At 65.6% G+C, this 22,663-nt stretch carries 17 protein-coding genes; 9 read left to right on the forward strand and 8 right to left on the reverse strand.

Going from position 1 to position 22,663, the window contains the following annotated elements:
• Nucleotides 1-669 precede the first annotated feature (669 nt).
• From HN018_RS05500 to HN018_RS05525, 6 genes are all read left to right on the forward strand, one after another.
• Nucleotides 670-2,970 (forward strand): TonB-dependent receptor, encoded by a 2,301-nt coding sequence (locus HN018_RS05500; protein WP_171834564.1) that lies wholly within the window; start codon nucleotides 670-672, stop codon nucleotides 2,968-2,970.
• Between the two features lie 35 nt (nucleotides 2,971-3,005).
• Nucleotides 3,006-3,983 (forward strand): ABC transporter substrate-binding protein, encoded by a 978-nt coding sequence (locus HN018_RS05505; protein ID WP_171834565.1) that lies wholly within the window; start codon nucleotides 3,006-3,008, stop codon nucleotides 3,981-3,983.
• A gap of 2 nt (nucleotides 3,984-3,985) precedes the next feature.
• Nucleotides 3,986-5,575 carry an ABC transporter permease gene (locus HN018_RS05510; protein WP_171834566.1) on the forward strand — a complete coding sequence of 530 codons (1,590 nt, stop codon included), beginning with the start codon at nucleotides 3,986-3,988 and terminating at the stop codon, nucleotides 5,573-5,575.
• Between the two features lie 216 nt (nucleotides 5,576-5,791).
• Entirely contained in the window at nucleotides 5,792-6,682 is an 891-nt protein-coding gene (locus HN018_RS05515; RefSeq protein WP_275434227.1) for a TauD/TfdA dioxygenase family protein, read from the forward strand.
• Between the two features lie 364 nt (nucleotides 6,683-7,046).
• Nucleotides 7,047-8,012, forward strand: a complete 966-nt coding sequence (locus HN018_RS05520; protein WP_171834568.1) for a nucleoside hydrolase — start codon at nucleotides 7,047-7,049, stop codon at nucleotides 8,010-8,012.
• A 137-nt stretch (nucleotides 8,013-8,149) separates the two neighbouring features.
• Nucleotides 8,150-9,937, forward strand: a complete 1,788-nt coding sequence (locus tag HN018_RS05525; protein ID WP_171834964.1) for an ABC transporter ATP-binding protein — start codon at nucleotides 8,150-8,152, stop codon at nucleotides 9,935-9,937.
• Between the two features lie 40 nt (nucleotides 9,938-9,977).
• Here HN018_RS05525 and HN018_RS05530 read toward each other — a convergent pair whose 3' ends face one another.
• On the reverse strand, nucleotides 9,978-11,381 hold the full coding sequence (locus tag HN018_RS05530; protein WP_171834569.1) for a YkvA family protein: 1,404 nt from the start codon (nucleotides 11,379-11,381) through the stop codon (nucleotides 9,978-9,980).
• A 311-nt stretch (nucleotides 11,382-11,692) separates the two neighbouring features.
• Here HN018_RS05530 and HN018_RS05535 point away from each other — a divergent pair, with 311 nt between their 5' ends.
• Both HN018_RS05535 and HN018_RS05540 read left to right on the forward strand, forming a co-directional pair.
• Nucleotides 11,693-12,874 (forward strand): HlyD family secretion protein, encoded by a 1,182-nt coding sequence (locus tag HN018_RS05535; RefSeq protein ID WP_171834570.1) that lies wholly within the window; start codon nucleotides 11,693-11,695, stop codon nucleotides 12,872-12,874.
• Complete coding sequence (locus tag HN018_RS05540) at nucleotides 12,871-14,460, forward strand: DHA2 family efflux MFS transporter permease subunit (protein ID WP_171834571.1); 1,590 nt, start codon at nucleotides 12,871-12,873, stop codon at nucleotides 14,458-14,460. The genes HN018_RS05535 and HN018_RS05540 overlap by 4 nt, the downstream gene beginning before the upstream one ends.
• A gap of 39 nt (nucleotides 14,461-14,499) precedes the next feature.
• Here HN018_RS05540 and HN018_RS05545 read toward each other — a convergent pair whose 3' ends face one another.
• Nucleotides 14,500-15,147: a TetR/AcrR family transcriptional regulator gene (locus HN018_RS05545; RefSeq protein WP_239479038.1), complete on the reverse strand. Its 648-nt coding sequence runs from the start codon at nucleotides 15,145-15,147 to the stop codon at nucleotides 14,500-14,502.
• Nucleotides 15,148-15,243: 96 nt separating this feature from the next.
• Between HN018_RS05545 and HN018_RS05550 the strand changes: the two genes are divergently transcribed.
• On the forward strand, nucleotides 15,244-16,089 hold the full coding sequence (locus HN018_RS05550; RefSeq protein ID WP_171834572.1) for an oxidoreductase: 846 nt from the start codon (nucleotides 15,244-15,246) through the stop codon (nucleotides 16,087-16,089).
• 15 nt (nucleotides 16,090-16,104) lie between these two features.
• Here HN018_RS05550 and HN018_RS05555 read toward each other — a convergent pair whose 3' ends face one another.
• The 6 genes from HN018_RS05555 to HN018_RS05580 form a co-directional block, all read right to left on the reverse strand.
• Nucleotides 16,105-17,010: a dihydrodipicolinate synthase family protein gene (locus HN018_RS05555; protein WP_171834573.1), complete on the reverse strand. Its 906-nt coding sequence runs from the start codon at nucleotides 17,008-17,010 to the stop codon at nucleotides 16,105-16,107.
• Nucleotides 17,011-17,122: 112 nt separating this feature from the next.
• Nucleotides 17,123-18,001 (reverse strand): YihY/virulence factor BrkB family protein, encoded by an 879-nt coding sequence (locus HN018_RS05560; protein ID WP_171834574.1) that lies wholly within the window; start codon nucleotides 17,999-18,001, stop codon nucleotides 17,123-17,125.
• A gap of 72 nt (nucleotides 18,002-18,073) precedes the next feature.
• On the reverse strand, nucleotides 18,074-19,456 hold the full coding sequence (locus HN018_RS05565) for a metallophosphoesterase (RefSeq protein ID WP_171834575.1): 1,383 nt from the start codon (nucleotides 19,454-19,456) through the stop codon (nucleotides 18,074-18,076).
• A complete protein-coding gene (locus tag HN018_RS05570) occupies nucleotides 19,453-19,950 on the reverse strand; it encodes an RNA pyrophosphohydrolase (protein WP_171834576.1) in 498 nt (165 codons plus the stop codon). The genes HN018_RS05565 and HN018_RS05570 overlap by 4 nt, the downstream gene beginning before the upstream one ends.
• Complete coding sequence (locus HN018_RS05575; protein WP_171834577.1) at nucleotides 19,947-21,044, reverse strand: divergent polysaccharide deacetylase family protein; 1,098 nt, start codon at nucleotides 21,042-21,044, stop codon at nucleotides 19,947-19,949. Before HN018_RS05575 ends, HN018_RS05570 begins: the two co-directional genes overlap by 4 nt.
• 1 nt (nucleotide 21,045) lies before the next feature.
• Complete coding sequence (locus HN018_RS05580) at nucleotides 21,046-22,509, reverse strand: S41 family peptidase (RefSeq protein WP_171834578.1); 1,464 nt, start codon at nucleotides 22,507-22,509, stop codon at nucleotides 21,046-21,048.
• Nucleotides 22,510-22,663 lie beyond the last annotated feature (154 nt).

Genomic DNA, 22,663 nt, shown 5'->3' on the forward strand with positions numbered 1-22,663 from the left:
GCAGTGCAGACATCGCCCACTCGCCCTGAATTTTAGTCGACCTCCGCGAGGCTGACTGCGCCTGCAGCTGTTGCGCCTGCAGAGGCGCGGCGGATTGAGCGCACGATACGGCCGATCGCTTCGCTGATCGAGACTGCACGGCCCGGCCGTGCAGAACCGTTCGAGTGGCTGCGCGACGGCCTGATATCGATGATCGATGAATGCTCGGTTAGTCGCGTCGACGATCGGCCCCAATGGTATCGCGCCATGGAGCAGCCTGAAACTGAAGTCTTAACGGACGTGCGCGTGCATCGCAGAAGAAGGACGCAGCTTGGTTCTGGTCGCACGCGATGTCGGGGGCTGGCCGTCGTCGCCGAGCGTGTGCGCGCCGCGTTCAGGGGGAGCAATTGATGTGCTGGCCGCAGATCTGAAAGGGGGAGAGACGATCGATCGAATGATCGCTCTGGATGGTGGTTTGTCAGGCCGCCTGCACCAGACGACGTCGTAAGATCCGCTCCGAACCGCACCCGGCGGCAACGATCAGATTAAAAAGTCGTTATCCCTTATGACCCTATGCGGTCTTACGTCGGTTCAAATGGGTATACCGCTGGAACGCATTGGGAATACGATTGCCCCTCTTTCATCGAAACGTCATCCAAGAACTGGAGCTTCCCCGATATAGACCCGCGCATGTCAGATTACCGTCAGGAAACTTTTCGCTCCCCCGGTCAAGTAGCCGTTCTTCCGGTGACAGCCGGCTTTATTCTCGATTCTGCCTCGTCGGGGATTAAACAGAATGATCGCTTTACCTTGGTGGTTCTATCGACAGCGCAATGGCTCCCGGCCCTGCGCCACCTTGCGACGATCGATACGCGCAGGAAACTTGCTTCGCTGCTCGCTCTCCTGCTGCTCTCCAGCGCGGGCAGAGCATTTGCGCAGGATAAAAGCCCCATCCAATCGGTCACTGTTTTCGCAGATCCGATGAACAATGCCGTTGCTCAGGCGCCCTCGCAGGCCTCGCTCTCGGTGACGCAACCGACCTCGATCCTGTCGAGCCAGTTCATCCGAAATAGCATCCCGCCTCAGTCCGACTACTCGCAGGTCGTGGCGCTCTCGCCGAGCGCCTACACCGTCAATCAGAACGGCCCAGGTGGCGCATTCGCGTCGCGGCTCAGCATCCGCGGCTTCCAGGACGGGCAATACAACGTCACGCTCGACGGAGTGCCATTTGGGGACTCCAACAATTACACACACCACACCTCTTCCTATTTCATGAACCGGGATCTGGCGCAGATCGAGGTCGATCGCGGGCCCGGAACGGCCTCGACGATCGGCAACGCGACCTTCGGTGGCACGATCAGCCTGGTCACACGCGACCCTGCGGATGTCGCCACGCTGACTCCCTATGCGTCGGGCGGCAGCTTCGGCACAACATTGTTCGGCGGCCAGCTCGATACCGGGGCGCTACCGGGTGGCGGTCATGCGGTCTTCGACGGCGAGAGCACCTCCACCGACGGCGCACTGACCTACGACCAGGCCAAGCGCACGAACGTCTTCGGCAAATATGTCCAGCCGATCGGCGCTGACACGACGGTGACGCTGGAGGGGATGTACAACACCACCCAGCAGTTCTTCAGCCGCGGCGCATCGCGCGCTCAGATCGCACAATCTGGATCGAACTTTGCGTTCAACAATGATCCCAAATCAGCCGACTACTATAAGTTCTGGGTCAACAATACGCGTTCAGACTTCGAATACCTGCGCGTGCAGTCGAGGCTTACCGAGCATTGGTCAATCGACGACTCCGTTTACACATATTATTACGGCCTCAAGGGTACGCGTCCTACCGACCAGACGAACATGACCTATGGAACGATCTATGGAGACAGGGACGTTCCCGGTTTACTGAGCAACAACCAGTATCGTGCCTTCGGTGACGTGGTGCAGCTCAAGCGGACGTTCTCGATAGCCGGTATCGCGGGGGATCTGAAGTTCGGCGGCTGGATCGAGCACCAGGCCAATGCGTACAAGCAGGCGAATGCCGACCTGACCCTTGGCAACAAGCTGACGCCGAACAACCTGAGCGCCTTCCTCTATCTTGATCATGAAGATCTCCTTACGGTGCAGCCGTATGCCGAGCTCGACATCGAGCCGATCCCCGGCCTGATTATCACGCCTGGCATCAAGTATGATTTCTTCAACCGCAGTGTGGGTGCGATCGTCAACACTGGCGGTGGCTCGCTCGACTACGCGCGTGACTATGGGGCAGCCCTACCGGCGGTGACCGCCCACTATATGATCCGGAAAAACTGGTCCGCCTATCTGCAGTATGCGAAGGGCTTCCAGATGCCCGACCTGAACTATATCCAGGTTGCGGATCCCACCCAGACCAAGGTGAGCCCGCAGAAGACCGACAACTATCAGATCGGAACCGCCTGGCAGAACCACCGCCTCTCGCTCTCAGCCGACCTCTATTACATCGATTTCGGCAACATGGTGGGTAGCCGGTCGTTCAGCGACACCACCGTGTATTTCAATCAAGGCCAGGTCAATTATTACGGTGTCGAAGCGGAAGCGACGCTCAATATTGGCTACGGTATCAACCTCTACGCCAATGCAAGCGGCAACGAGGCGCGCTCACGGCAGACCGACAAGCCGATCGCCAACAACCCGGAGGCAACAGCCGCAGCGGGCATCATGTATTCGAGCAAGCTCTGGTATGCGTCGCTCATCGACAAGTGGGTCGGCGCCCGCTACGGCGACACCAACCTGAAACAGGGGCTGCAGCCCTTCAACCAGCTCGATCTGAGCATCTCGACCATTCTGCGTTCGCGTGGCGGAAAGAAATGGAAGCTGACATTGCAGGTCGACAACCTGCTCGACAGCCAGAAGATCGTCGGTTTCGACCTCTACTCGGGCAAGGCGCTTACACCGATCTACTACACCCAGGCTGGACGGAGCGCCTTCGTGTCGCTTGAGCTTCCCCTCTGAGGGCGCTTCGCTGGCGGCTACGGGTAGCAGTCTTATTGATACTTGTCGCGAATGCGGCGGCGCTTGCGGCGTTGTGGCCGCGTGGCGAGGACCAGCTGGTTATCTATTCCATGATGGGGCCGGCCCGCGCCCTGACCGCTGCGTTCACGGCGCGAACCGGCATCCCCGTCACCTACATCAACCTCGAAGGCGGCCCCATGCAGGCCCGCCTCTATGCCGAGGGCGACCATCCCCGCTGGACGGTCGCCTGGTTCACCGGCGAAGCGCCGATGGCAGCCCTTGATGCCACCGGCCTGCTTGCGCGGCACGCGCCGGACGATCCGGAATGGCCGGACGCGCCGTTCACCGACCTCGCGCGCAGCCTCCTGCCGGCCGATCGCGCCTGGCTGCCGACGCGGATCGGCCTCGGGGCCGCCTTCGTAGCTGCCGCCGGTTCGCCCGCGCCAGGCAGGTCCTGGCAGGACGCGTTTTTGCACGCGCGGGCGCCAGGCCTGCTCAGCCCGGTCAGCTCAGGCGGTGCCTATCCGGTCCTCGCGACGATCCTGGCCGTCGCGACCGGCTCGGGACGGAGCCTGCTGCTGGGTTCCCGGTCCCGTCTGCGCATCTTTCCCTCGAGCTCTCTCCTGTTTGAAGCGCTTCGCTCCGGCGACGTCTCTTTCGCGATCCTGCCGAGCGAGACTGCCTTCAACCTCCGCAGACGAGACCGGCGCCTCTCCGTCACCCTGCCGGTACCGAACACTGTCCTGCCCGACGTGATCGGCGTCAGTCCGCATGCCAGTCCGACCGACCGCAAGCTTGCGGCGCAGTTCATCCGCTTCGTTCTGAGCGCCCCGGGTCAGGCGCTTCTGGGTCGCGACACCGCAGCAGCCTTGGGCTGGCCGCCGGTCACCAACGCCGTTCCGGACACCACGCTTCCGACCCTGCCTGTCGATCTGGTCCACCTGCCGGCCGGCCTGTGGGGAGCGCGACAGGATGAGGAGATCGGCTGGTTCGAGCGCGAGGTCGCACGCTGACCATGTCCAAGGCCCTGAGAAGCACGACAGCGCTCCTCGTGGTGCTGCTGCTGACCGTGCCGCTTGCGCGGTTTCTTCTGCTGCCGTTCTTTCCCGCCTTCGGACCTGCCCATTCCCCGCCGCCAAGCGATCCGGACCCGCTTGCACCCGCGCTCGTTGGCTCGGCACTCCTCGCCTTCGGCAGCGCGGCGCTCGCAACTCCCCTCGCACTCTGGCTCGGCCTGCTCCTGGAGCAGCGGCAGTGGCGCGGAAACGGAATGCTCACGGCGCTGCTCTGGCTGATCTTCCTGATGCCGGGGTATCTGGTCGCCTCCGGCTGGGAGGTCCTGCTCGCGCAGCTCACGTCTGGTGTGGGTGTTGCCCTGCGCCATGCACTGCTTGGCTGGCCCGGCTTCGTCGCCTTCAACGCGCTGAAAGGGCTGCCTCCCGCGATCCTTGCCTGTCGCGCCGGTTGGGCTTCGCTCGAACTGATCCTGGTCGATTCCGCAAGGCTGCATGTCCATCGCCGCGCGTCGCGCTGGTTGCTGAATGCTCGGACCATGCTGCCCTTTGCGTCGGTGTCGTTTGTTATCGTCTTCGTGGAGTCGATGCAGGATTTCGGGCTCGCTGCGACGCTCGGTGGGCAGCTCGGCATGCCGCTGCTGGTGGCCGAGGTCTATCGCGGCATCGCCGCCTGGCCGGTGTCCTGGCCCCGCGCGGCGCGGGCGGCCGATCTCCTGGTCCTGCTCTCGGCTGTGGCGATCCTGCTTCGTGTCTGGCTCGGTACGGAGACGCGTGCGCCTGTCCTGATCAGGAGCAGCGCGCAGCGGAGGGCACGCCCGTCCTCGCGGGAACGCTGCTTCGCCGCAGCTGCCATGGCCGCGGTTGCGCTGCTTGGGGTCATCGTTCCGCTGACCGGCTTCGCCGCCGACGTTCTGACTGTGCAGGAGACAGCCAATCTGCAGGAAACGAGTGCCTGGCAGCTGCCGCAGGGATCCTGGCGTGCGCTTTGCGCCTCACTGCTCTACGGCGCGTCCGGTGCCTTCCTTGCGCTGCTGCTCGCCTGTGCCCTCCTGGCAATCGGCAGCCGATCGCGCGCCGGCAGGATTGCCATGCTCGTGCCGATGGCCAACATGGCGGTGCCTGGCGTGGTGCTGGGAGCTGCCTGGGTGATCACCTTCGGCGCACCGCCGCTCGTGCTGACCGGCACACCGTTCGCGATGTTGCTTGCCAGCGCGGTGAGTCAGCTCCCGGTGCTGCTGCTCCTGCTGGGAAACGTGTTGGCCAGCCGGCACAGCGCGTTCGGCGACGCCGCGCGGGTCAATAATGTCGGCCTCCTCGACCGGCTGGAGTTGATCCATCTCCCACCGCTGCTTCGGCCGCTCGCCTGGGGGTGGTCGCTGGCTTTCGTGCGGATTTTCTTCGACCTTCCGCTTGCGATGTTGCTGGCCCCTGCAGGGGGCGAACCGGTTGGCGTGCTCATCCTGCAACTCCAGCACGGCCTGCATTTCGGCCCGATGGCCTTCCTCGGCCTGGTTTCGCTCGCGCTCTGTGGAAGTGTCGTCACGCTGGTCTGTGCGTCGATCCGTGTTCTGGCCCGGAGCATGGCATGAGCACGCTGCTGCGCATCATGGCCGGTCTGCCGCGACGACCGCCGGCCGGCTCCGTCGAGAGATCGACCGTTCGGTGCGACCGGGCGAGGTCATCGCCTGCGTGGGCGGATCGGGCTCCATCCAGCATCTCCGCCAATCGAGGCGCTGCTCTCCCCCGCCGAGAGACAGGTCTTCGTATTCCCATCGTGAGCCCATAAGCATGTTGAAAGACCAAGCATGATCGCACCTCCAAACCTCGCAATCAGCCCTCTCTCGCCTATCCTTGGATCGATGGTCGAAGGGGTGACAGTGGCGGATCTCGTCCGACCGGAGAACGCCGACATGGCGGCGAGACTACGCTCGGTCATCGACGAGCGGCTCGTCCTGCTGTTTCCGCAGCAACGTGTGACACCGGAGCAGTATATCGCGTTCGCCAGGCTGTTCGGCGATCTTCCGGAACTCAAGCCGGTGCCCCATGTCGAAGGCGCAGCTGAAATCAAGATCTTGTCCAATAGCGGCAGCCTGGACGGCAAACATATCCGTGGCGGGAATTCAGCAGCAGAGCTGATCTGGCACGCGGACGATACCTACAGGCCTGAGCCTCCCTCCTTCATGTTCCTGCTGGCACAGAAGGTTCCGAGCACGCGGCGCCCCAGGACGTCGTGGCTGAGCTTGTATGAAATCTACGAGAAATTGGATGCGCCGATCCGCGATAAGCTTGCCGGCCTTTCTGCCATCCACGCCGCGATCGGATCGAACGACGTGAAGTACCATCGGGGCGGCCCGACTCCTTCCGTCGAAGCCCGGCAGGAGGGATCCCATCATCCGTTGCTCCGCGCGCATCCCGAGAGCAGGCGGCCCTGTCTCTTCATGCCGCGACGTCGGGACGCGCTGGTTGTCGGAAAAACATCTTCGGAAAGTGCCACGCTTATCGAACCACTTTGGGATGCCCTGATGTCGAACGACCATGGCTGTTCCATTGCCCTGAACGCGGGCGACCTCGTGGTCTGGGACAACCGCTTCACACTGCACGCGCGGGATGCGTGGGATATGAGCGAAGCACGAACGATGTGGCGCCTGGCGAACACCGGCGAGCGTCCCATTCCGGTTGATCAATCTGTCTTATGAAGTTTGCCGCAACTTCCCGAAGCAGAGGGAGGCCGACGGCCCCTGCGGTTATTCGTGCGGAACGGCCAGGGCGGTAGCTTGAGCCGATGGAGCGGGAACAATTCCGAAGAGAACGGATTGTCGCGCACCGCTTACCTTCAACATCGTATGGGCCGTCCTGTTCTCCTAAAACCCTCCCGCGGCACACGGTTTTCAGAATCATGCAGGAATGTCCGGGCGTTGCAGGAGCGGCTGCCAGCACCCTTACGTTTAGGGGGCTGATACCCGGTATCGTGGTCAACACACGGGCGGTCCCACTGATGCGAGCCTGTGCTGCGAACTCGGGTATCAGAGGCTTTGTTCCGGCGGTGCTAGGGTGGTGCCCATGAAGCCAGTCGTCCGCATCTTATTGATCTCGCTTGCGCTGATCGGCGCAACGATCCGTGTCACGGCCGCCAGAGCCGGGGCGCCGCAGGACATTATCGTCGATACCGATATCGGTGACGATATCGACGACGCATTCGCGCTTGCGCTGGTCCTGGCCTCGCCCGAATTCCAGATCGACGGCATTACCACCAGCTTCGGCGATACCGGTCTCCGTGCGCGCGAGGTCCAGCGCCTGCTTCGGATCGCCGGCCGGCCGGGTATCCCGGTCGCAGCCGGCCCGAGGACCGCGCCGGGCACGCCCTTCACCCAGGCCGAATGGGCCAGTTCCGAGCCACAGCCGCCGACGCCGTTCCCGGATGCCGTCGGCTTCATGCTGGGCCGGCTGCGTGCGGCGCCGCCCGGCCGGATCACCCTGATCGCGCTCGCGCCGTTGACCACGGTCGGCGCAATGATCGATCGCGACCCGGTCGCCTTCCGCCGCCTGCGCCGGGTGGTGATGATGGGCGGGTCGATCCGGCGCGGCTACGGCGCCCATGCCGGCGAGACCTCCAGTCAGCCGAGCATCGAATACAACATCCGCTCCGACCCGACTGGCTTCGCAAAGCTCCTCGCCAGCACTGTGCCGATCGAGATGATGCCGATCGACGCCACCGAGATCGCACTCGGAGACACCAGGCGGAACCGATTGTTCGCAATTCGCTCGCCGCTGAACGGGGCCCTGTCCGAACTGTACAGGCAGTGGGCTGCCCATAACGCCTGGGGCGTCACCCCGACGCTGTTCGACGTGGTGCCGGTGGCGCGGTTGCTGCGGCCTTCGGTGTGCAAGCCGGTCCCGCTCAGGATCGCGGTCTCGAACGCCGGCGCCACGTCCGTCGTGGAGGGTGCGCCGAACGTGACGGCCTGCCTCGATGTCGACCGCGATGCCGTGCTCGATCTGTTGCAGGACCGGCTGCAGCCGAAATAGCCGTCCAGCCCGGACGGTTTGTGGTTCGGGATGGCGGCTGGTAAAGGCCGGGCATGACGTTTGCGCCGACACTGCCGGCCTTGCCCGCGATTGCGATGCCTGCTTCCGGATCGATCGACCCGCCCGCTTCCGACCGTATGACCGAGCCGGTACCCGAGCCTGTCCCCGAACCCGAGGCGTCGCGGGAGCCGGCCTCGAGTGCCGCGCTGCTGCGACGATTATGGCGCGAGGACGTGAAGCAGAACCACGGCCGCCTGCTGGCGGTGCTGGTGCTGACCGTGCTGATGGCCGGACTGACCGCGCTCTATCCTCTGGTGATCCAGCGCGCGCTGGACATGTTCAGCTCGCACGATCCGCGCATCCTGTACCAGGTGCCGGCCCTGGTGGTGGTGATCACCGCGGCCAAGGCGGCGGCGCAGTATGGACAGACCATCGCCGTCCAGAACCTCGTGCTGATCGTGATCCGCCGGCTGCAGGGCCGGATGTTCGCGCACCTGATCGAGGCCGACATCGCCCGCATCGAGCGCGAAGCCCCGGCCCAGCTCGCGGCGCGCTTCACCACCGATGCCGTCACCATTCGCGAGGCGATGATCCGCGCGGTGAACTCGCTTGGCGACTCCGTGACCGTGCTCGGGCTGGTGGCGTCGATGTTCTACATGGACTGGGAGCTCAGCCTGATCGCGGCGCTGCTCTACCCGATCGCCGCCGTGCCGATCCAGCGCATCGGCAAGCGTATCCGCCGCGCATCCGGCGGCATGCAGGAGCAGATCGGCCAGACGGCGACCATCCTCAACGAGAGCTTCGCCCAGGCCCGCAGCGTGCGCGTGTATCGCCTGGAACAGTCCGAGACGGCACGGGCCAACCACTCGTTCGACCTGCTTCATAACAGCCTGCTCCGCATCACCCGTGGCCGTGCGCGGGTCGATCCGCTGCTCGAGGTGCTGGGCGGCTCGGCGGTGGCGGCGGTGCTCGGCTTCGCCGGATGGCGCGCGGCCATGGGCGGCAGCACTCTTGGTGACTTCTCCGGCTTTGTCGCTGCCCTGCTGCTGGCATCCCGCCCGTTGCGGGCGCTGGGCTCGCTGAACGCCGCGATCCAGGAAGGCCTGGCGGGACTGGTGCGGATTTTCGGGGTGATCGACGAGCCCGCCGGCGTGCGGGAGACGCCGACCGCCTGCGCGCTGCCGGCCGGGCGCGGGCGCCTGGTGTTCGAGGATGTGTCGTTCCGCTACCCGGACGGGCGTTCCGGCCTGAACGGACTGAGCTTTGTCGCCGAGCCCGGCCTCACCGTGGCCCTGGTCGGGCCGTCGGGCGCCGGCAAATCGACGGCCCTGTCGCTGATCCCGCGCCTACACGACGTTCTGGGTGGCCGCATCATGCTCGATGGGGTCGATCTGCGCGACCTGCGGGTGTCGGCGCTACGGGACGCGATCGCCTATGTGAGCCAGGATACGCTGCTGTTCGACACCAGCATCGCCGACAATATCCGCATGGGTCGCCCGGGCGCGGACGAGGAGGCGGTGCGATCCGCCGCCCGTGCCGCCGCCGCGGAGGATTTCGTGCTCGCCCTGCCGAACGGGTTCGAGACTCGCGTCGGCCCCGGCGGGCAGCGGCTGTCCGGAGGCCAGCGCCAGCGCGTGGCGCTCGCGCGTGCTCTGCTGCGCGATCCCAGGCTGCTGCTGCTCGACGAGGCAACCAGCGCGCTCGATACCGAGAGCGAGGCCACCGTGCAGGAAGCTCTGGCCCGGCTGCGCCTGGGTCGCACCACCATCATCGTGGCACACCGGCTTTCGACCGTGCGTTCGGCGGACCTGGTGGTCGCCCTTGCGGACGGCCGTGCGATCGAATGCGGCACGCATGCCCAGCTGATGGCCGAAGACGGCCTCTATGCGAGGCTGGTCAAGACCCAGGGCCTGGCGCTGGCCTGAGCCATCGGCGGTCCGGTGCGGCTGGAGTCTGCGCAGCGACCTACGCCGGCAGCAGCGACTGGAAACGCTCCCTGGCCCGCTCGTAGAGAATAACGTCGAGGCGGGTGAGCCTGGCCAGTTCGGCCTCGATTTCCGGCGTGATGGTCTCGCGCGGTGTCGGACGCACCTGCAGCAGCACGTTCCGCTCGACGTTCGACATGACGTTCACCTCCGGGGTGCGGTCCGGCGGCGTGAAGCCGAGCAGGCGCCCCAGCACCGACAGGCTGTCGCCGAGCTGGCCCGACATCCCGACGAAGTCGAGCCCGTCCAGCGCCCGGATCGCGGCGGTGAGGGACGCCTCGGGCGCGTCCACCAGCGGATCGCCGGACCGGGTGGCGAACAGCCCGGTCAGGCGTCTCACGTACATGTTGTCGATGTCGTTGCGGATGCCGGCATCCTCGGCGCGGAGGAACGCCAACAGCCCGTTCTCCCTGGCGAAACTGAGCCCGGCCGACTGCTCGTCCTGGTTCGCATGCCAGAAATAGTAGAGCGACAGGATGCGCTCGGCGGGCTCGCGGAGCAGGCAGAGCGTGAACCTCGGCTCGCTGCAATCGAGGCGCCGCATGGTCGGCAGGTCGTAATGTCCCCAGACGATCTCGGCCTCCCGGTGGGCGGTCGCCAGTGCCTCCTGCTCGGAGCAGGAGCGGCCCGGGGCATGCCGTCGGTCGGTCTGGGAGTGGATCTGCAGCGGATGGAACTGGGCTGCCAGCACGGTGACCAGCGAGGACCCGGCGGTTTTTTCCAGGTGCATGAACCGCACCTTCGGGCCGCGCCACAGGGCGAGCGTGTTTCCCATCATCTGGGCATCGCTGAGCACCACCGGCTGCTCGCTCGCGTTGGCGGCGCCGAGCAGCATGCTCCGGCTGAGCAGCGGCCGCGCCGCCGGCACATAGGCGGCCGCACGCAGGAGCGGCGGCAAGGCGTGGGAGGTCGCCTGCAGCCCGCGCACGAACGCGGCCTGCTCCTCGGCACCCGGCCAGCGCCCGATCATCAGGCGCAGCGTGATCCGGCCGGGCAGGCCTGCGCTGGCACGTCGCATCATCGCGCCCGCAACCCTCAGGATACGGGACCGGATCATGCCGGACAGCATCGCGCCGGACGACGCCGGGCGATGCGGGCCGGCCGACGCCAGCGACAGTAACAATCCCGCGGCGAAACCGAGCAGGATGAACCCGGCCTCATCGACATGGCCGACCAGTCCCAGACGATCCGGGATCAGATCGATGGGCACGAACAGGTAGCCGAAGCCGGCTGCGACGAGCAGCTTGGGTGCGATACCGGACTGTCGGCTGAACAACCTGGCAATGTTGGCGTTGCTCGTCACCAGAGCGAAGAAACCGGCTTCGCTCGGGAATCCGGTGGCCTGAGGACGTTGATCTGCTGTGCCCGGCACGCGCATCGACATGTCACCTGTCTCGATGTCAGCCTGCAGCGACCTGCGGCATGACGATCGTCGCAGTCGTTCGCCGCCGATGTCGCCGCCCATCGCGTTACAGACCGTGTCGCCTGTTACAACAACGTCAGGTCCGTCATCCAAAATTCATAATGTCGGAAAAATCCGCTTCGGGGGGAACAACTTGCCGCGGGTCGAGCGCCCCGCCATCACGATCCTGCTACGGCGAAAAATGCCGCCGCCATTGCCGACCGGAGCCTGCCATGGCAATTTGACCGATCGGTCAGCGGATGCTCGGCCAGGTTTACGCGCCCGGGGGCAGGATGGCTGAAGACGACCAGCAGCATGATGGCGGCCAGGACAACCATCGCGATGATGATCCGAAGGCGTCCGACAAGAAGGAAGCCGAGCCCGCCGATCAGGGGAGCGAGGACAAGAAAAAAGAGGAGAAGCATGACGCCGACCGCAAGGCGTCCAAGCCCTACGTCAAGATCGGGCTCGTGCTGTTCCTCCTGGTGCTGGTCGGCGGCGGTTTCTACTTCTGGCTGACGACGCGCGGCGAGGAGAGCACCGACGACGCCTTTACCTCGGGCCGCACCATCACCGTTGCGCCGCACGTGGCCGGCTACGTCGTCGAACTCGATGTCAACGACAACGAGTTCGTGCATGAAGGCCAGGTGCTGCTGCGGATCGACCCGCGCGACTACCAGGCGACCCGCGACCAGGCCCAGGCGACCCTCGACCAGTCGAAGGGCCAGCTGGCCAGTTCGCGGTTCAACGTGGAAGTCGCAAGGCAGACCTTTCCGGGCCAGCTCAAGCAGGCCCAAGGCCAGCTGCTCCTGGCGCAGGCGCAGCAGTTCCGCGCCGAAACCGACTACAAGCGCCAGCACAGCATCGAGCGTGCCGCCACCTCGCAGCAGCAGGTCGACTACTCGACCGCCGCACTCGACCAGGCCAAGGCGCAAGTGCTGCAGGCAGAGGGCCAGTTGCAGCAGTCGAGCCCCGTGGTTCCCAACATCGGCACCACCCAGACGCGGGTGGCCCAGCAGACGGCGTCCCTGGCCCAGGCGCAGGCGCAGGTCGTACAGGCCGACCTCAACCTCGGCTGGACGGTCATCCGTGCGCCGCACGATGGCTGGATCGCCCAGCGCAACGTCGAGCGCGGCAACTACGTGCAGAACGGCCAGTCGCTATTCTCGATCGTCGAGCCCGACGTCTGGATCACCGCCAACTTCAAGGAAACCCAGATCACCCGCATCCGTGCAGGCCAGTCGGTGAACATCTCGGTCGACGCCTATCCGCAACTCAAGCTGCGCGGACATGTGGACAGCGTGCAGCTCGGTTCGGGTGCGGCCTTCAGCGCCTTCCCGCCGGAGAACGCCACCGGCAACTTCGTCAAGATCGTCCAGCGCGTGCCGGTCAAGGTGATCATCGATAGCGGACTCGATCCGCTGGCTCCGTTGCCGCTGGGCATTTCGGTCGAGCCCACGGTCGACGTGAAGTGAGCGGCGCGGCGACGAAGGCGGGAGCGCCCGCCGGCGACCAGGACTGGAAGCCGAAGGGCAATCCATGGCTGATCGCCATCGTCGTCACGCTCGCCGCCTTCATGGAGATCCTCGACACGACGATCGTGAACGTGTCGCTGCCGCATATCGCGGGTGATCTCTCGACGTCCTACAACGATGCGGCTTGGGCGCTGACCTCCTACCTGGCGGCGAACGGGATCGTGCTGACGATTTCCGGTTGGCTCGGACGCCGGCTTGGACGCAAGCGATACTTCCTGATCTGCATCGTGATGTTCACGGTGTTCTCGTTCCTGTGCGGCGTGGCGACCAGCCTGCCGCAGCTGATCGTGTTCCGGCTGTTCCAGGGGCTGTTCGGCGGCGGGCTGCAGCCGAACCAGCAATCGATCATCCTGGATACGTTCCCGCCGGCCAAGCGTGGCGGTGCGTTCGCCATCACCGCGATCGCCACCATCGTGGCCCCGGTACTCGGGCCGACACTCGGCGGCTACATCACCGATAATTTCTCCTGGCGCTGGGTGTTCTTCCTGAACGTCCCGGTCGGGATCTTCGCCGCCCTCGCGGTCAGCGCGCTGGTCGAGGATCCGCCCTGGGCGCGCATGCGCAAGACCCCGGTCGACCTGATCGGACTGTCGCTGATCACCATCGGGCTCGGATGCCTCGAGGTGATGATGGATCGCGGCGAGGACGATGACTGGTTCGGCTCGACCTTCATCTGTGTCCTGGCCGTGCTCAGTGTGGCCGGTATCCTGGGCGCGGTCGGGTGGCTACTGACGACCAAGCGCCCAGCCGTCGATCTGCGCGTGCTCGGCGACCGCAACTTTGCGATCGGTGCGATGCTGATCGGCGTCGTCGGGATCGTGCTGTACGCGAGTGCGGTGCTGGTGCCTCAGTTCGCGCAGCAGGTGGTCGGCTACACGGCGACGCTGGCCGGGCTGATCCTGTCGCCGGGCGGTCTCGGGATCATCGTCCTGATCCCGCTGGTCAACATCGCGATGAAGCATGTCGAGACCCGATACATCATCGCGACCGGCTTCACGATCATGGGCGCGTCGCTGGTCTATTCATCGCATCTCATCCTGCAGATCGACTTCAAGCACCTGGTGATGTTCCGGCTGGCCCAGACCGCGGCGTTGGGATTCCTGTTCGTCCCGATCAGTACGATTGCCTACCGAACCTTGCCGCGCGAGATGAATGGCGACGCGTCGGCACTGTTCAGCATGTTCCGCAACGTGTTCGGGGCGATCGGAATTGCCATGAGCACGTCGCTGATCACCCAGCGGACCCAGGTGCGCGAGGCGCACATGACGCATTGGATGACGCCGTTCTACCAGCCGTACAACGAGTACATCCATCGAAGCGAGATGCTGCTGCAGCGGCTTGGGCGGCCGCCGGCCTCGATCCACGCGGGCGCACAGCACCAAATCTACCAGCAGTTCGTGCGGCAGGCGACGGTGCTCGCCTATAATGACTGCTTCCTGCTGTTCTCGCTGATCGCGTTCGCGGTGGTGCCGTTCTGCTTCCTGCTGAAGCCCGGTGTCAGCGGGGGGAAACCGGCCGCGAAATAGGTTCGTCTCGCGGGATCGAAAGCGCCTGGTGCGGAGACGCTACCGGAGCTGCCCGATCAGATCGGCGCGACGCTTCGCACCGGTGAAGCCGAGCAGACTGATGCAGGCGCCCGCTTGGACGGCACGACCCAGGTTCTCGTCCTGCAGCTCGCCGGCAATCCAGAACGAGACACAGCCCCGGAAACTGAAGGCAAGCTGATCCGCGAGCAAGGCCTGGGCAAGTTCCTTCAGGTCGTCCGTCACGCCTGCAAGATCTCCAAGCGCCAGCGACCAGAGCTCCCGTGAGTTCTGCCGGACCGATGCGGGCATGGGGCTGGCGACGCCGAGCGATCCGACCACCGCCTTGTGGACGGCAGCTTTTTCCAGCAGCAGCGCGATACTGATCCGCCCCATCGCCAGCACCCGGTCGACCGTATCCCCATCGGGTGCCTCGTCGCGGAAACGCGTCGCCATCCGCCCGATCAATCGCGACGACAAGGCCTGCATGATCGCGTTCTTGCTGCCGAAATGATTGAACGGCGTTGCAAATCCGACGCCAGCCTCGGCTGCCAGCGCACGCATCGAAAAATCGGCGGGCTCGCCCTGCTGGAGCAGGCGCTCGGCCGCGTCGAGGACGACGTCGCGGGCGATCTGCCGGTTCCTGTCCCGCAGCGTCGGCCGCGATGGTTCTGCCAGGCTCTGTCTCACTCATGCCTCCCGCGTGACGTCCAATCTATATCGTGATATAGATCTGATATACCGATATCACTATTTTTCCATCGGTGGAACGCGAGAGGAACATTCATGAGCGACATCAAGACCTTTTTCATAACCGGGGTCAGCTCGGGGCTGGGCAGGGCGTTTGCCTCGGGTGTGCTGGCCGCGGGCCATCGGCTGATCGGTACCGTCCGCGATCACGACGCCGCATCGGCGTTCACCGCCCTCGCACCCGATCGGGCCCACGCTGTTCTCCTCGATGTCACGGATTTCGACGCCATCCCGAACGCCGTTGCCCAGGCGGAACGCGAGCTCGGTCCGATCGATGTCCTCGTCAACAATGCCGGCTATGGCCACGAGGGCATTCTGGAGGAATCCCCGCTGGAGGACATGCGCCGGCAGTTCGACGCCAACGTGTTCGGCGCGGTCGCGATGATCAAGGCGGTGCTACCGGGCATGCGTGCGCGGCGCTCCGGCCGCATCGTGAACGTCACCTCCATGGGCGGCTTCATCACCATGCCGGGTATCGCCTACTACTGCGGCAGCAAGTTCGCGCTCGAAGGGATTTCCGAGGCACTCGGCAAGGAACTGAAGCCGCTCGGCATTCACGTCACTTCATTGGCGCCGGGACAGTTCCGAACCGACTGGGCCGGGCGATCGATGATCCGTGCCGGGCGCAGCATTGCCGACTACGACACGATCATGGATCCGCTCCGTGCGGCGCGGCAGGCCAAGAGCGGTAACCAGCCCGGCGATCCCGCGAAGGCGGCACAGGCGCTGCTTCGACTGGTTGCTGCCGAGAATCCGCCTGTGCGGCTCTATCTCGGCGCCGATGCACTCCAATTCGTCCGGGACAAGATCGACACCATGAAAGCTGAGATGGAGTTCTGGGAGCAGACGTCGCGTTCGACGGACTTTACCCAACCAGCCTGAATGTATCCGGGGCCCTTACCCCGCGATGGCAGTAATTTCCTCGACGGCATCCCGGATGCGCGTATGGGCATCGTCCCGAAGCGGCAGCACCGGCAGAGGAGGCGCCACGTCGCAAAGCCCCATCTGCCTGGCGATCACATAGACGACCCGGAGGCTACCGAACTCCCTGAACAGCGCCCACAAAGCCTGGAAGCTGCGGTCGATCCGGCGCACTTCGACCTCGTCGCCACTCTGCGCCGCACGGATCATCCTCAGCATCTCCCGCGGCAGGATACCTCCGGCGACGCTGTAGAACGCGTCGGCACCGGCCAGCATCGCATCCGCGGTGCCCCAGTCGCCGCTATAGCCTATCGCGATTGCACCGGCGGACTTTGCGCGCAGGTCGGAAAGCTCTGTCTCCACACTGACGTTTGCCGGCAACGGCATCTTCACTGCGCGGATGTTCGGAACGGTCGCAAGGCGTGACAGCAGGCTACCGGTAAACACGAAGCCGGTCGTACTTGGATTGTTGTAGATACAAAACGGCAGCGACGTAGCACCTGCGACCGTTGCGTAATGCTGGTAGATTTCTGCCTCGGTGAGCGGCGTGTAGGCGACCGGCGCCATGAACAGCGCGTCCGCGCCTTCCTCGGCGGCGTCACGAGCCAGAGACACCGCCGAATCGGTGCGAAGTGCGCCGACGCCGACCATGAGCGGTATCCTGCCGCCGGTAATGTCCGATGCCGTCCTTATCGCGCGCCTGCGTTCTTCGCGCGTCAGATAGGCATAGATCCCGGTGCTGCCGAGCAGTCCGATCGAGTCGACATCGGCTGTGACAAGCCGTTCGATTATCCCGGCGAACGCGGATGCCTCTACATGTCCTTCGGCATCCGCCGGGGTCATCGGGAATGCGCACAGCCCATGGAAAAGCGTCCTGGTCATCGGGATCCAGTCGTTCGCGACATTCGAAACAGGTCCAGACGTAGAGGGAACAGGCTGCTTTTCAAAATCCGGAAGTGTTAGAGCAGTGATAGCGCGTGTCGGCATCGCCGCTTCAGGACGCCGGAGTACTCGTTGTAGGCCCGGCCTCGATCGCCGCGGGGCTGCCGTGATGGGCGGCCCAGGCGCGGGTGAATTCCGCACCGAGCAGGAAGATCTGCGCGGAGTAGTAGACCCACAGCAGCACGATCACGAGCGCCCCGGCGGCGCCGTAGGACGAGGCGACCTGGCTGCTGCCGATATAGAGGCCGATGATCGTCTTGCCGACGGTGAACAGGAACGCAGTGGCGACCGCGCCGACGCCGACATCGTGCCACGTGGTCGGCTTGTCCGGCAGGATCTTGTAGATCGCCGCGAACAGCACGGTGATCAGCCCGAACGAGATCAGGAAGTTCAGCGCCCTGAACAACAGGTCGATGTCCGGCAGCACGCTCTGCAGCATGTGCCCGAACGCGGTGACCGCCGCGCTGACCGCCAGCGACACCATCAGCAGGAAGCCGAGTGCGGCCACCAGTCCGAGGCTGACCGCGCGTGCACGGACAAGTCGCGAGACGGTCGAGGTGGTCGGTTCCGCTTTCCAGATCCGGTTGAGCCCGCTCTGCATTTCACCGAATACGCCCGAAGCGGTGAGCAGCAGCGCCCCGAAGCCGAGGATGGTGCCGACCGTGCCACTCTTCTTGTTGCTGGCCGAGGCGACCATGGTCTGGATTGCCTCCGCCCCGTCATGTCCCATCATGCCCTGCAACTGCCCGACGATGGCGCCGCGTGCGGCTTCCTCACCGTAGACCAGGCCGGCGATGCTGATGACGATGACCAGCACGGGCGCGATCGAGAACACGGTGTAGTAGGCGATCGCCGCGCCTCGCGAGAGGGCGTCGTCCTCGATGTAGCCGTTCACCGTGTCCTTCAGCAGCTTCCAGGCCAGTGCCAGCATTGCCGTGTTCCCCGCGCTTTGAGCCACGCAAACGGGATGTCGACACCAGGGTTGCGAAACCGGATCGACCTGTCAGGCCGCGGCGAGACCGTCTGAAATGATGTGGCCGAGGGTCAGCGTCGAGCCGGACGCCGACAAGGCCGGTGCGAAGCCCTGCGCGTCCCAGCCCAGCATCGCGATGCGGTTGGCTGGCGTGGAGACCGCGTAGCTGTTGATCGCGACCTTCACCGTGTCACGCGCCGCCGCAGCAGGCATGGCGGTCGCATAGAGATAGTCGCCGGTGCGTCGTGCATACGGCGTGCTGCCATCGAACTGGTTGGACCGGGCGATCACGCCGGCCAGCCTCGCCCGCGGGATCTCGCCGATCGAGATGCCGCCGTCAAAACGCATGAACGAGGCGAGGTTTTCGGCGCTGACCGGGCCGGCCGGAAGACCGTCGCCGAAGGTGGTGTGCGACAGCAGCCCGATCTCCGCATCGGCCGCCACACGGACCCAGCCGGCAGCGCGCAACACGCTGGCGTCGAGGCCCAGTGCGTGCGGCAGATGTCCCAGCACGGCGCGATCCGCCGGTTGCAGGTTCTGCCGCCGCTGGTCCGCGACCAGACGCTGCATGGGCGGATCCTGTGGCGATTTAGTGTCCAGCACGACGTCCCGTACGGACATGACCGGGCCGCTTGCCTGGAAGCGGACGGTGACCACCTGGAACGCGTTCGACCACGCCCCGCTGTGGAGATGCAGGCCTTGTCCCAGCTTCTGCGAAAAGCGCAGGTGATCGTGCGACCCGTGCAGCAGGAACGCGCCGGAGAGGTGCGGCAGCACGGTCCGGTCCGCCAGGAATCCGGCATGTACCAGCGCCACCGGCAGGTCGGCATCGCCGAACAACGCGGGCAACCGGTTCGCCGCATAGGCTTCCGGGTCGGGCACCCCGTAGGCCGCACGATACTGCGGCGGATACAGCGCCAGCACCGGCGTCCCGAGTGCGGCGAACGTGACCTTCCGGCCCGCGACGGTGACGGTCATCGATGCGGGACCGTACGGACGCCCATCGCGGGGATCGACGATGTCGGTCAGCACCGTGGCGCCGGCCTGGGTGATCCGTGCCGCGAACTCGCGCGGGTCGAACAGGTCGCTGTCGTGGTTGCCGATGGTGACGATGGTGGGTGCGATCCCGGCGAAGGCGCGGATCAAAGCCAGGTCGATGCGACCGTCGTTGCGGCGGCTGACCGCATTATTGTGCTCGAACACGTCGCCGTTCACGACGATTCGCACCTCGCCCCGGGCGCTCAGCGCGGCCTGGCGGATTGCTGCCAGCAGGCGAGACGACCAGGCATAGCCCGAGTGCAGGTCGCCCATCAGGATCAGGGTGAGGTCGGCATGACCGGCAGCACGTGCGGTGCCGGCAGCGAGGACCGTGCCTGCGCCGAGACAGGCGAGCCGCCGCCTGGTCAGCTTCATCGGGCAGCGTACTGCGCGAACGAGGTCGCCAGGATGCCGTAGATTGCCTTCTTGAAGCCGACCTCGAGCGTCGGCAGCGTGTCCAGGGACACCCACTTCCAGGCATCGAACTCGGGGTGCGGATCGAGGTCGAGCCGGATCTCGCGGTCGTCGCCCTTGAAGCGGAGCGCGAACCAGCGTTGCCGCTGGCCGCGGAACAGGCCGCGCAATGCCTTGCCCATCAGCGCGGGCGGCAGGTCGTAGCTGAGCCAGTCCGGATGGAAGCCGAGGATCTCGGCGTTGTCGGTGCCGACCTCTTCCTTGAGTTCGCGCATCACCGCGACGGCCGGGTTCTCGTCCGCATCGATGCCGCCCTGGGGCAGCTGCCAGACGCCGGGCGAGCCCTCGGCGTTCGGAAGGTTGGCGCGGCGGGCGACCAGCACCAGGCCGTCCCGGTTGAATAGGACCGCCCCGACATTGGGGCGATAGGGAAGGTGGGTAAAGTCATCGGTCATAGCGGTCGCTCTGGATTGGCTGGGATCGGAAGGTGGGCCATGACCGGATGCACCCTGGACGCGTCGGCGCGCCTCCAGGCCAGCAGCGCGGTCACCGGAATCAGCGTGACGCCGCGATCGGCCAGATGCCGGCTCCAGGCCTGCAGCCGCTCGATGGTGACCGGCCGCAGCGGACCGGCGATGCCGAGTGCGCTGCCCTGGGTCAGGGCGATCTGCTCGAGCCGGGACAGCCGCGCCTCGATGTCGGCGGCATCAGGCTGATCGTCGATGGTGAGATCGGCATCGACCCGGTCGCGGACGGGCACGGCATCGCCCGTATGCACCCCGGTGCCGGCATCCACGTAGATCAGCCCACGCGCCGCAAGCGCCTTGGCCACCATCTCGAAGGCGCCGGCATTTGCGAACCGATCGCCACGCAGGCCGCTGAGGGCGTTGGTCACGCCGACATAGCCCTGCAGCCGCGATAGCGTCCATTGCAGCGCACGACGGTCCTGGTCGAGATCGATCGTGGTGCTGAGCGCCTGCGGACCCTCATCGTCGAGCGGGCTGCCGGCCGGTTCCATCGGCAGCGACAGCAGCGTCTCGTGCCCGGCCCGGCGGGCAGCATCGGCCAGGCTGCTCTGCCCAGCCTGGTCGAACGCCGGGGCGTAGGGGGAGAAGCCCAGCGAGACTGCGGCGGGCAAATCGTCGACCGCCGCGCGGCTGACGGCGTCGGACAGGCCCAGTCCTTCGACCAGGACCGCCACGACCGCGCCATGCGCGGGCAGGCCGGGGTGTGCGGCATAGACATCGGCCGGCCTGCGTCCGTCCGCGGCGATGCGAGGCAGCATGCGTCCGTTGAAATCGGGCGCCGGTTCGAGCAGGGCAGGGTCGGGGGCGGCCAGCGCGACCGTGACCGCAACCGGCTGCGGAGCGGCCGCCAGCGGAATGGCCGGTATGATCGCAGTCGCCAGGATCGGCTTCAGCGTCGGGACCGGCCTGGCCACTGGGTGCATACCAGGCGGCCCCATGACCTGGAGGAGCAAAGCTCCGCCCCCGCCCAGGACCAGGATTGTCGCCCAGACCCCGACCAGTACGCGACCGGCCGGGTGCATGTTACGGCGAACCGGTCGGCGGCGTCTTGGCCGGAACAGTGGCTGGCGCGTCGGCCACCGCGAGGGTCGGCTTGCCCGCCATGGCGTTGACCACTTTCAGGCCCTGCTGGAGCTGGAAGTCGGTCGCCGGCTTGGTCGGGTCGAAGGCCGGCCAATTGACGGGCGGCGCGTCGGGGATCGACTTGGCAATCGCCGGCAGGTCGGTGCGCGGCTGTGCCGGCACCTGGGTGCCGCCCTCGTTCTTGATGATGTGGGCGAGGTCACCTTCGCGCAGCATGAACTTGCTGTCGTCCTCCCGACTATCGCGAACCTTGATGTCGGGGGTGATGCCGAGACCCTGGATCGAGCGGCCGGACGGCGTGTAGTAGCGCGCCGTAGTCAGGCGGATGGCGCCGTTGTCACCGGCCAGCGGGATGACGGTCTGCACCGAACCCTTGCCGAACGACCGCGTGCCGACGGTGACCGAGCGGCGATGATCCTGCAATGCGCCGGCGACGATCTCGCTGGCGGACGCCGACCCCTCGTTGATCAGCACCACCAGCGGCAACCCGCCGGTGATGTCGGTGCCGTGCGCGTTCATGCGCTGGCTGTCCTCGGGATGGCGGGCACGGGTGGAGACGACCTCGCCGGACGTGATGAAGTCGTCGCAGACCCCGACCGCCTGGTCGAGCAACCCGCCCGGATCGTTGCGTAGATCCAGGATCACGCCGTCGAGCTTGCCGCCGGCCTGTTTCTTGAGCTTCTCGAAGCCGGTGCGCAGCCCCGACTCGGTATCCTCGTCGAACGAGGCCATGCGGATGTAGGCGACCTTTCCATACAGCGCGGTCCGGATCACCTGGATGTGGATGATCTCGCGGGTCATGGTGACGTCGTACGGCTTGTCCTTGCCGGGCCGCTTGATGGTCAGGGTGATCTTGGTCGCCGGCGCACCGCGCATGCGATCGACCGCGTCGTTCAGGTCGACACCGTCCAGGCTCTTGCCGTTGATCGAGATGATGTAGTCGCCGGTCTTCATCCCGGCCCGGAAGGCGGGCGTGCCGTCCATCGGCGTGATCACCTTGATCAGCCCGGCATCGGACGAGACTTCGAGGCCGAGACCGCCGAACTGGCCCTTGGTCTGCACCTGCATGTCGGTGAACTGCTTGGCGGTCATGTAGGAGCTGTGCGGATCGAGCCCGGTCAGCATGCCGTTCAGCGCATTGTTGATCAGGTCGCGGTCGGTCACCGGCGAGACGTAATCCGCGCGCACGCGCTCGAACACGTCGCCGAACAGGGTCAGCAACCGATAGGTCTCGGCGTGCCCGGTCGGGTTGGAAGCCGAGCTCGATCCCGCCTTCTGGTCCACTTCCTGCGCCAGCGCGGTGCCGAACGACACCTGGCTGTTTGCAAGCCGGCCGATTTCCGGCCCCGCCAGGGCACCGACCAGGAAGGCGGTACCGAGCAGCAGGCCATTTCGCAACGTCATTCGGTGTCGTCTCCTGGAATAGACAGAGAAGAAGGTGGTTCGAGGCCTGAGCCGCAAGGCTTCCGTAGATCGGTGGGCGATCGGACAGCCATTATGGCCGCGTCACCCGTTCCGGCACCTTTCGACCACATTACACTTAACGCCGGCTTACAAA

The organism is Lichenicola cladoniae (assembly GCF_013201075.1).
Classification (GTDB): Bacteria; Pseudomonadota; Alphaproteobacteria; order Acetobacterales; family Acetobacteraceae; genus Lichenicola; species Lichenicola cladoniae.